The sequence below is a fragment of the Nocardiopsis chromatogenes YIM 90109 genome (assembly GCF_000341185.1).
Taxonomy (GTDB): domain Bacteria; phylum Actinomycetota; class Actinomycetes; order Streptosporangiales; family Streptosporangiaceae; genus Nocardiopsis_A; species Nocardiopsis_A chromatogenes.
Map to the genome: position 1 here is coordinate 1 of NZ_ANBH01000364.1, position 9,876 is coordinate 9,876.

At 74.1% G+C, this 9,876-nt stretch carries 11 protein-coding genes and 1 pseudogene; 8 read left to right on the forward strand and 4 right to left on the reverse strand.

Going from position 1 to position 9,876, the window contains the following annotated elements; all coding sequences use genetic code 11:
- The first annotated feature begins 601 nt into the window (after positions 1 to 601).
- The 5 genes from D476_RS0130635 to D476_RS39870 all read left to right on the forward strand — a co-directional run bounded on the left by D476_RS0130635 (position 602) and on the right by D476_RS39870 (position 5,210).
- Entirely contained in the window at positions 602 to 1,951 is a 1,350-nt protein-coding gene (locus D476_RS0130635) for an HNH endonuclease signature motif containing protein (RefSeq protein WP_026124007.1), read from the forward strand.
- Between the two features lie 109 nt (positions 1,952 to 2,060).
- Positions 2,061 to 3,485, forward strand: a complete 1,425-nt coding sequence (locus D476_RS0130640; protein ID WP_017627690.1) for a serine hydrolase domain-containing protein — start codon at positions 2,061 to 2,063, stop codon at positions 3,483 to 3,485.
- A complete protein-coding gene (locus D476_RS39865; RefSeq protein WP_275041575.1) occupies positions 3,482 to 4,111 on the forward strand; it encodes a helix-turn-helix transcriptional regulator in 630 nt (209 codons plus the stop codon). Before D476_RS0130640 ends, D476_RS39865 begins: the two co-directional genes overlap by 4 nt.
- Positions 4,112 to 4,154: 43 nt before the next feature.
- Positions 4,155 to 4,997, forward strand: a complete 843-nt coding sequence (locus tag D476_RS0130650; protein ID WP_017627691.1) for an SDR family oxidoreductase — start codon at positions 4,155 to 4,157, stop codon at positions 4,995 to 4,997.
- A 21-nt stretch (positions 4,998 to 5,018) separates the two neighbouring features.
- A complete protein-coding gene (locus D476_RS39870; protein ID WP_275041576.1) occupies positions 5,019 to 5,210 on the forward strand; it encodes a VOC family protein in 192 nt (63 codons plus the stop codon).
- Here D476_RS39870 and D476_RS0130660 read toward each other — a convergent pair.
- From D476_RS0130660 to D476_RS0130670, 3 genes are read right to left on the reverse strand one after another with little or no spacing between them, the layout of a single operon-like run.
- A complete protein-coding gene (locus D476_RS0130660) occupies positions 5,207 to 5,725 on the reverse strand; it encodes a GNAT family N-acetyltransferase (protein ID WP_017627693.1) in 519 nt (172 codons plus the stop codon). The genes D476_RS39870 and D476_RS0130660 overlap by 4 nt on opposite strands.
- Positions 5,722 to 6,279: a helix-turn-helix domain-containing protein gene (locus D476_RS0130665; RefSeq protein WP_017627694.1), complete on the reverse strand. Its 558-nt coding sequence runs from the start codon at positions 6,277 to 6,279 to the stop codon at positions 5,722 to 5,724. The genes D476_RS0130660 and D476_RS0130665 overlap by 4 nt, the downstream gene beginning before the upstream one ends.
- A 31-nt stretch (positions 6,280 to 6,310) precedes the next feature.
- Positions 6,311 to 6,733 (reverse strand): hypothetical protein, encoded by a 423-nt coding sequence (locus tag D476_RS0130670; RefSeq protein WP_017627695.1) that lies wholly within the window; start codon positions 6,731 to 6,733, stop codon positions 6,311 to 6,313.
- Between the two features lie 111 nt (positions 6,734 to 6,844).
- Here D476_RS0130670 and D476_RS35175 point away from each other — a divergent pair.
- From D476_RS35175 to D476_RS0130680, 3 genes and pseudogenes are all read left to right on the forward strand, one after another.
- Positions 6,845 to 7,732: pseudogene (locus tag D476_RS35175) on the forward strand (VOC family protein); the annotation flags it as partial.
- Between the two features lie 54 nt (positions 7,733 to 7,786).
- Entirely contained in the window at positions 7,787 to 8,422 is a 636-nt protein-coding gene (locus D476_RS35850; RefSeq protein WP_051061887.1) for an alpha/beta hydrolase, read from the forward strand.
- Complete coding sequence (locus D476_RS0130680) at positions 8,419 to 8,874, forward strand: MarR family winged helix-turn-helix transcriptional regulator (RefSeq protein WP_017627697.1); 456 nt, start codon at positions 8,419 to 8,421, stop codon at positions 8,872 to 8,874. Before D476_RS35850 ends, D476_RS0130680 begins: the two co-directional genes overlap by 4 nt.
- On the opposite strand, the gene D476_RS0130685 is transcribed toward D476_RS0130680, so the two are convergent.
- Positions 8,871 to 9,653, reverse strand: a complete 783-nt coding sequence (locus tag D476_RS0130685) for an SDR family NAD(P)-dependent oxidoreductase (protein ID WP_017627698.1) — start codon at positions 9,651 to 9,653, stop codon at positions 8,871 to 8,873. The two genes, D476_RS0130680 and D476_RS0130685, sit on opposite strands and share 4 nt — an antisense overlap.
- Between the last annotated feature and the right edge of the window lie 223 nt (positions 9,654 to 9,876).

The following is a 9,876-nucleotide window of genomic DNA, read 5'->3' on the forward strand; positions in this document are numbered from 1 at the left end:
CCGGCCCCGGCCGGGCGGCGGGCCTCCTGGCGCGAGGGGGAAGGCGGTGACGACAACGGTCCCCGGCCCTTGGTGCAGCGCTGTCGGGCGGCGGGCGTGTGGGGGTCGCCGTGGCGGGCGGCGACGGCGGGAGCGGGGTGCGTGCCCTGGCCCTGCCTGCCGTCCGGCGGGTTCCTCGGGGGCGGGGCGGCGCGGCCGGGAGGGGCGTGTGGTCGCCCGCGTTCGTGGCGGCCGCCGGCCCGGCCCAGTGTGCCGGCGGGGGCCGCGGCTGTCGGTGCGCCTACGGTGCTCTGGCCGCCGGGCGCAGGGTGCGGTACGGCGTGTCGCCCCCTGGAGGCGGGACGGCGCGGGTGTTCCACCCCCCTGGCGGGAGGGTCCCGGCGGTTTTGCAAGGTCCTTGAAAATGTTGACGCAAGCTCTCTTGGAGGGCTTGCGTCGTGTTTTCGCCGGGTTCTTGAAAAAGGTTGCAATGGCGCTCGCGCCGGGTCGGACGTCAAGATCAACATGTGTCGTGGCCTGGGTGTTCGGTGTTTCTCGGAATTTCTCTATGAAATCCTGGGGATTCTCCCATAAAGCCGCCGCGATCGCTTATATTTGGTATATGGCGATCGAGCAGCACCCCGGCATCCCCGCCGGATCTCCTGCAGAGGAGATCCGGAAGGGCCTTGCGGGCGTGCTGCGCGGGGTGGAGCGGGCGGTGGGCGCCGAGGTGGCCCCGGGCCACCGCGAGGCCCTGGCCCAGGCGATGGCCGCGCTGGCCGGGGGCCAGGACGCCCTGGACCTGGCCGCGGCCCGGCTGGCCGCGAGGATGCGCGAGACCGGGGCCCTGGCCGGATCCGACCACTCCACCGTGATCGGCCTGCTCCGCGACTGCGGCCGCAGCCTGGCCCAGGCGCGGGCGGTGGCCGAGGTGGGCGACCACCTTGAGGAGCACGCCGAATCGGTGCGGGCGGCGGAGGACGGTGAGATCCCCTTCTCCGCCCTGGCCCAGATCGTGACGGCCTGCGGCAAGGCCGTGGAGAAGCGCCCCGCCGAGGAGTACCCGGACGCGGACGGGTTCCGGGCCGGGGCCGAGGCGATCATGCTGCAGGCCGCCCGGGACGGTGTGGCCGAGTCCGGTCTCAAGCGCATCGGCCGCACGCTCGTCGAGCGGGTGTCGCCCAAGACGCACGAGGAGCGGCACCGCCGTTCCTATGAGGAGCGCAGGGCCCGGTTCCTGCGCAACGCCTTCGGTTTCACCCTGGATGTGCAGGGCGACATCGCCAGCGAGCACATTGTGGCCTCGGCCCTGGACTGCCACCTGGCTCCGCCGTCGGAGGGCGACGAGCGGACCATGGAGGAGCGCCGGTTCGACGCCCTGGTGCAGCTCTGTGAGAACCGGCTGATCGCCGAGGGGGTGGCGGTGCCGGTGCCCGAGGAGGGCTCGGACGCGGCCACGGCCCTGGCGGCCCCCCGCCCCTGCTCGTGCGGGGGAGGCGGGGCCGAGCGGCCGTTGGTGAACCTCACGGTTCCCCTGGCCGCCCTGCAGGGGCGGGAAGGTGCCGAGCCCGCGGTGAGCGACCGGGACCGGGTCCTTCCCGGCTCTGTCGCCGGGGCCTTCGCTGCGGATTCGCTTCTCCGCCGGGTGGTCACGGACCCGGTGCGGGGCGTGGTGGACATCGGGCGGGCCCGGCGCACCTTCCCCGCGCGGATACGGGAGGCCCTCGCCGCGAAGGCGGGGACCTGCCAGTGGGAGGGCGGCTGCTCGGTTCCGGCCCGGTGGTGCCAGGGCGACCACCGGACCGAGTGGTGGGAGGGCGGCACCACCTCGGTGGGAAACGCCCAGCTTCTCTGCGGGAGGCACAACCGGGAGAAGCACATGCTCCGCCTGAAGGCCCACTACCGGGCCCACCGGGGCGGTGACCGGGGGGACTCCGATGATGATGACGGGTCACTGTCCCAGGCGGCGTAGTCCCCCCATGACTTTCGTCGGGGGTGGGTCTGGAAGGGCGGCGGATGCCCGGCGGACCTGGTGATTTCTAGTGTTTTCGGTGTCCGGGAGACCGATGTGGGGAGACCCGATGCCGAAGCTGACACGACTGCTGCCCGTCCTGGGGCTGTGCGCCACGACGGTGGCGCTGGGGGCGCCCGCCGCCCACGCGGATGGGGAGCCCACCGCGGAGGACTTCGCCTCGTACGCGGAGGAGGCCTTCGCGTCCAGCGGGCTTCCCGGCCTTGCGGTGACGGTCACCCATGGGGACGAGGTCCTGATGGCGGAGGGGTACGGCACGGATTCGCGCGGGGAGCCGATCACGGAGCACAGCCCGATGCGCCTGGCGTCGGTCACCAAGTCGCTGTCGGCCTATGGTGTCATGAAGCTGGTGGAGCAGGGGGAGATCGACCTGGACGCCCCCGTTGCCGAACAGCTTCCCGAGTTCTCCATGGCGGACCCGCGGGCGGGGGAGATCACCCCGCGCCAGCTGCTCGACCAGACGTCGGGGCTGTCGGACCGGAGCATCGACATCGCGGATCTGGAGGGGGCCGAGTCGCTGGAGGACTACGTGTCCCGGCTGGAGGACGACACGCTCACCTCCGACCCCGGTGCCGAGTGGGCGTACTGCAACGTCAACTACAACGTCGCGGCCCGTCTGGTGGAGGTCGTCACGGGGCGGAGCTACGACGCGTACATGAAGGAGGAGGTCTTCGGGGCGCTGGGGATGGAAGAGACGACGCTCAGCGCCGCGGAGTCCGATCCCGCGGAGGGGCGCAACGAGCTCTTCGGCATGTGGATCGAGCGGCAGGAGATCGGGGGCATCCTCGACCACAGTGCCTCGGGCGGGGCGGTCTCGACCGCGTCCGACATGGGGCACTGGCTGGTGTCGCAGACGGGGGAGGGGCCGGTCTCACAGGAGGGTCTCGACGCCATGCGGACGCCCGGCGGCGGGGAGGACTACGGCCTCGGGTGGGGGGTGAACGAGACCGGGGGCGGCCGGGCCCTCGTGTCCCACTCGGGCAACCTGTTCACCTCGTACGCGGCCCACGGTGTCGTTCCGGAGACCGGGTACGGGTTCGCGGTCATGGCGGACAGCGCCCTGCTGACGGATGACACCTACACGATCATGGAGGGCCTCATCGCGGTCAGTGAAGGGCGCGACCCCGTTCTGCCCGAGGGGGACGGCGCCTACCAGTGGGCCCTGGGCGGGCTGACGCTGCTGGCGGCCGTGCTGGGGGCGGTGGGCGTCGTGCGGTCCCGGACGTGGGCGGCGCGGAGGGGGTCCCTGTGGGGGGCCGCGCTGCGGTGTGCCCCGCTGCTCGTCCCGGTGGCGCTGATGCTGGGCTACCGGGCGGTGGTCACGGTGCTCACGAACGGTCGGCACGTGACCTGGGAGCAGATGACCTACTTCGCGATCCCCCTGACCGTCGCCGTGTTCGCGGCCGGGCTGGCGGGGCTGGCGGTCATCGCCGCGCGGGTGTTCGGCCTGGTGGGCAGGGAGCGCCGCGCGTGAGCACGTTGGGGAATGCCGTGGCCTTGGCCGTCATCGTGGCGGTCTGCGCGGTGAACGCGCTGGGGACGGTGCAGCTGCCCGCGTGGCGGCAGGGGCTCTTCCTCCTGCTGCTGGTGGCCGCCTACCTGCACGGAAGGCGGCTGCCGTCGGTGCACGGGCCGTGGATTCTGGCGGCCGGCCCGGTGGCGGGGCTGGGCGCCATGGCGGCCCTGGAGTTCTCCGAGGGGATGACCGTGCTGTTGTGCACGCTCGTCTTCGCGGCGCTGCCGTGGACGGTCGGGCGGTTCCGGGGGCAGCAGGCCGCGCTGGTCGACGCCCAGCGGCAGCGGGTGGAGGCGCTGGAGCGCGAGCGGGCGTCAGTGGAGGAGGAGGCGCGGTTGCGCGAGCGTGCGCGCATCGCCTCGGACATGCACGACTCCCTCGGGCACGACCTGGCGCTGATCGCGCTGCGCGAGGTGCTGGCCCTGGTGGGTGAGGGGTTGACCAACCAGGAGATCGCCGGGCGGCTGCACGTGTCGGAGGGGACGGTCAAGGCGCACGTGAGCGCGATCCTGGTGGAGTTGGAGGTGGGCAACCGGGTCCGCGCGGCGATCCTGGCCCATGAGGCGGGGCTCACACACGGTTGATCGCGGACACGAAAGGTCCGCGATCGTTCCTAGCGTTCGGGGCATGACGACACAGGAATCTCTGACCGTCCTGGTCACCGGCGCCACCGGCACCGTCGGGCGCGCCCTGGTTCGACGGCTCCTCGCCGACGGGCACCGCGTCCGCGGGCTCACCCGCGACCCCGCGCGGGCGGTGCTTCCCGAGGGGTGCGCGGTGGTGGGCGGCGACCTCACCGACCCCGCGACCCTCGGCGACGCCTTCCGCGGGGTGGACGCCGCGCACCTGATCACCTTCGGCGGCGACGACCTCGCTCCCCTGGACACCGGGCCGCAGATCGCCGACCTGTGCGTGCGGAACGGCGCCCGCCGGGTCACGGTGCTTGGCGGCGACGTCGAGCCGGGCCCTGTCGAGGCGGCTGTGGATGCCGCCGGCCTGTCCTGGACCCGCTTGGCGCCGGTGGAGTTCATGGCCAACAAGCGCGAGTGGGCGCCGTCGGTCGCCGCGGAGTCCACCGTGCGGGCGGCCTTCGCGGACGTGCCCAGCGCCCTGGTGCACGAGGCCGACATCGCCGACGTGGCCGCGGCCGTGCTCTCCTCGGACGGGCACGGCGGCCGGGAGTACCTGCTCACCGGACCGGAGGCGTTGACCGTGCGGGACCAGGTGCGGATCGTCGCCGACGTCCTGGACCGGGACGTCCGGCTGGTGGAGCAGAGCCGGGAGGAGGCCGTCGAGGAGTGGCGGGCCGCCGGGTTCTCCGCCGAGGACATCGCGTTCTTCCTCGCCATGCGCACCGACCCGCCCGAGTTCGGGTACAGCGTCCGACCGACGGTTCAGGAGGTGACCGGCCGTCCCGCGCGGACGTTCGCCCAGTGGGTGGGGGAGCACGCACTGGCGTTCACCTCCTGAAGGCCGCATGGGCCGACCAGGGTGGCCCATGCGCAGGGAACCCGTCGCCGTGCCCACGTCGACTTCATGGTCGAGGACCGCCGCGCGGCCGTAGAGCGCCTGCGGGGGAAGGGGGCGGGCGTGGTGGGGGAGCACTCCGCCCCCGGCTTCGCGTGGACCGTGCTGCGGGACCCGGAGGGGAACGAGTTCTGCGTGTCGGAGCGGACGGCCTAGCCGAGCCGCTTGTAGTAGATCCTCGTCCCCTGGAGCGCCCCGCCCGGGTCGGCGGCGAAGTCGGGGATGACGCCGACGGGGGTCCATCCGGCGCCGCCGTAGAGGCGTTCGGCGGCGCTGTCGACCTCGGTGTCGAGCACCAGCAGTGTCGCCCCGGCCCGTTCGGCGCCCTCCTCGACCGCGCGGAGCAGGGTCCGGCCGAGGCCGCGTCCGCGCGCGTCGGGGTGGACCATCACTTTGACGACCTCGGCCCGGTGGGCGCCGTTGGGCATGGGGGCGAACGCCAGCCCCGCGGTGCCCAGGACGCGGCCGCCCGGTCCCGGGGCGGCCCACACCCGGAGGGTTCCGTCGTCGACGGCGGGCTGGCGGGACCGCCACCATGCGGCGGCCTGCGCGGCGTCGAGGGGGGCCAGGAAGCCGAGCGAGGCGCCGTCGGCGACCGTCGCGGCGAGCAGGCGGCCGAGGGCGGCGGTGCTGTGGCGGAACGCTTCGGGGGAGAGGGGGACGGCGGTCACGGGTGCACCACCAGGACGGCGTACCGGGCCGGTGCGGGGCCGGGGCAGCGGAACCGGGTCGGGCCCCATAGGCGGAAGCGCAGGCAGTCGCCCTCCCGGAGCCGGTGTTCGGTGCCGTCGGCGGTCAGGTCGAGTTCTCCGGAGAGGAGCCACACGTGCTGTTCCAGGCCGGGCACCGGCGGGGCGGCGTAGCCGATGTCGGCGCCGGGGCGCAGTTCGCCTTGGACGACCTCGCCGCGCAGGGACGGGTGGGGCGGGGACACGGTGCGCCGGTCGAACCCGGAGGCCTCGTCCCGCCAGAGGTCCTGCTCGGCGGCGCGGACGAGGGGCGGGGGGTCGGGTTCGGCTTCGGCGAGCAGGTGGGAGGGGGTGCGCCCGTAGGCGGTGCTGAGCGCGCCGATCATGGCGGCGGTGGGGCTGACCTCGGCGCGTTCGACCCGGGAGAGCGTGGACCGGCTGATGCCGGTGGCGCGGGCCAGGGCGTCCAGGGACCACCCGTTTTCGGCCCGGAGCGCGGCGAGGCGCCGGGCGAGGCGGGAATCGAGATCGTCCATATCCGGGAGGATATCCCGAATATGGGATGCGTCAGCCCTCGTCCTCCAGGAGGCCGTCGATGAGGTCGCCCAGCACCAGCGCGCGCTCGTCCCCGGTCATCGCCTCCAGCTCGTCGAGGGCCGCCGCGGTGTCCACCCGGTCGCCCGACCGCGAGCCGATGGTGCACAGCAGGGTGATCTCCCGGGTGGGGGAGGTCAGGAAGCGCACCTCCGCCGGCGGGGCGAGGTCGTGCAGCGAGGAGGGGTAGCGGGAGTGCCGGTCGCGCCACTGTGCCGCGCGCTTGAGGGCGAAGCCGTGCAGGAGCGAGGCGAGCACCTCGGGGGTGGCCAGCGCCTCCTCCTCGGAGTGGGTGCGGCAGTCGGCGCAGTTGGCCAGCTCGGCCTTGAGCAGGCGCCGCGCCGAGGGGTGGGCGACGTGCTCGGCGTTGAGCTTGCTGGGGTGACGGTGCGCCATGCGGCACAGGGTAGTGCCGATGCATGTGCAGGTGACGCGATTTCGCGGGAATGTAGTTGAATCTTAAACTGTTCTCCGGGGCGGAACCACCCGACCGTCCGAGGAGGCCCCATGGACGTCCGCCCGAGCGGCATCCACCACGTCACCGCCATCGCGAGCGATCCGCAGGCCAACGCCGACTTCTACCTGAACGCGCTGGGCATGCGGCTGGTCAAGCGGACGGTCAACTTCGACGCGCCCGAGACCTACCACCTGTACTACGGCGACCGGGCGGGCAACCCCGGCACCGTGATGACCTTCTTCCCGTGGCCGGGCGCCCCCAAGGGCCGCCGCGGCGCCGGGCAGGCCACCACCACCTCCTTCGCGGTGCCCGAGGGGTCGCTGGGCTGGTGGTCGGAGCACCTGGCCGCGCTCGGGGTGGAGGCCGCGCGGCCCACCGAGCGCATCGAGGAGGACGTGCTGTCCCTGCGCGACCCCGACGGCCTGGTCATCGAGCTGGTCGCCGGCGCCGACACCCACGACACCGACCCCTGGGACGGCGGGGCGGTCCCCGCCGAGCACGCCGTCCGCGGCATCCGGTCGGTCACCCTCACCGAGCACGACCTCGACGGCACCGCCGCCATGCTCGGCGGCACGCTGGGGTTCGCGCCGGTCGCCGAGGACGGGCCGCGGTACCGGTTCCGCACCGGACCGGGCACCGAGGGGGTGGGCACCATCGTCGACGTGCTCGCCGACCCGAAGGCCGAGCGCGGGCACGTCGCCGCCGGGACCGTGCACCACGTCGCCTACCGCGCCCCCGACGGGCCCACCCAGGAGGCCTGGCGCGGGGCGCTGGCCGACGGCGGCGTCGACGTCACCGAGGTGCGCGACCGCTCCTACTTCACCTCCATCTACTTCCGCGAGCCCGGCGGGGTGCTGCTGGAGATCGCCACCGACGGCCCCGGGTTCGACTACGACGAGCCGCTGCTCCAGCTCGGCCGGAAGCTGCGGCTGGCGCCCGGGGNTCGAGCGGCACCTGCCCGAACTGGCGGTGGCGGACCCGAGGGAGGCGCGGTGAACGCGGGGACGGACGACCTGGGGTTCGTGCACGTGCTGGAGCCGGGGCGGCCCGGGGCGCCGGTCCTGTTGCTCCTGCACGGCACCGGCGCCGACGAGCACGACCTGCTCGGCCTGGGGCGGGCCCTGCACCCCGGGGCCACACTCCTGTCACCCCGGGGCCCCGTGGACGAGAACGGCGCCGCCCGCTGGTTCCGGCGGCTGCGCGAGGGCGTGTTCGACGTCGACGACGTGGTGGAACGCGCCGCCGGGCTGGCCGGATTCGTCCAGCGGGCCACGGTGGCCTACGGGCTGGACCCCCGGCGCATCGTGGCGGCCGGGTTCTCCAACGGCGCCAACATCGCCGCCGCGCTGCTGCTCCTGCACCCGGGGCTGCTGCGGGGGGCCGCGCTGTTCGCGTCGGCGGCTCCGCTGCAGGGGCGCGACCCGGGGGCGGCCGACCTGTCGGGGACCGACGTGTTCATGGGGGCGGGCACCGCCGACACCGTGACGCCGGTCGGCCAGGCGCGGCTGCTGGCCGACCAGCTCCGCGACCGCGGGGCCGCGGTGGAGCTGCGCGAGCACCCGGGCGGCCACGCCCTGCCGCCGGCGGTCGCGGGGGCCGCCCGGGAATGGCTGGCCGGGCTACGATGACCGGCATGGACACGGTGGAGTGGCTGAGCGGGCACGAGCAGAGCGTGTGGCGGAGCCTGCTGCGCGCGCAGTCGCGGATCGAGTCCGAGCTCGACCGGGACCTGCAGCGGGACAGCGGGCTGAGCCTCGTCGAGTACGGCATCCTCGTCTCCCTGTCGGAGGCCGAGGGTGAGCGCATGCGGATGCGCCACCTGGCCGACAGCGTCATCGTCTCCAAGAGCCGTCTGACCCACCAGATCACCCGCCTGGAGCGGATGGGGTACGTGCGCCGTGAGCCGTGCACGGACGACCGCCGGGGGTACTGGGCGGTCCTGACGGCCGACGGCGGCGCCGCCCTGGGCGACGCCGCCCGGGGCCATGTGGCCAAGGTGCGCGAGCGCGTCTTCGACCGGCTCACCCCCGACCAGGTGAAGGTGCTGGGGGAGGTCATGGGGGCTTTGGAGAGGCCCTAGGCGAGCATTCCGCCGTCGACCCGCAGGACCGTCCCGGTCACGTAGGACGCCCGGTCGCTGAGCATCCACGCCGCGGCCTCGGCGACCTCGGACGGGTCGGCGGCGCGGCCGAGCGGGGTCCGCCCGTTCAGGTGCTCGATCACCCCGGGGGATTCGGCCTCCCAGTCGCGCAGCAGCTCGGTCAGCGTGGTCCCCGGCGCGATCGCGTTGACCCGGATGCCCTCGGGGCCGTAGGTGCGGGCGGCCGACTCGGTCAGGCTGTTGAGGGCGCGCTTCATCGCCCCGTAGGCGGGCAGCTCGGGGTTGGCCATCAGCGCCCCGACGCTGGAGGTGTTGACGATGGCGCCGGAGCCTGCGGTGGCGCGGATCGCGGCCACCTCGGCGGACATCGCCCGCCAGGGGCCGCGCAGGTTCACCCGGTACACGAGGTCGAAGTCGTCCTCACCGGTGGTGTCCATGGGGCCGGGCCGCTGGCCCGCCGCGCCGTTGTTGAAGGCGCCGTCGAGCCGCCCGAACAGTTCGACGGCGCGGTCCGCGGCGGCGCGCACGGAGTCGGCGTCGTCCAGGTCGCACAGCGCGTACTCGGCGGCGCCGCCCTCGGCGCGGATGTCGGCGGTGACCGAGGCGAGCTGTTCCTCGGTGCGGGCGGTGAGCAGGACGCGGGCGCCCTCGCGGGCGAACAGGCGTGCCGCCGCCGCGCCGATGCCGCGGCCGGCCCCGGCGATGAGCAGGGCCTTGCCGTCGAGGAGTCCGGTGGTCGTCTTCGTGGTGTCGTCCATGGCACCGACTGTGCCGTGGGCCCCGGTGCGTAGCCAGGCACCGGCGGTACCTGGCTGAGCGGCGCGGAGAGGGAGCACACTCGGGGGGTGGACAGACGAGAACTGGGCTCCTTCCTGCGCAGCCGCCGTGAGCGGATCTCCCCGGAGGAGGTGGGGCTGCCCGCGGGGCGGCGCCGCCGCACCCCGGGCCTGCGGCGGGGGGGGGGGGGGGGGGGGGGGGGGG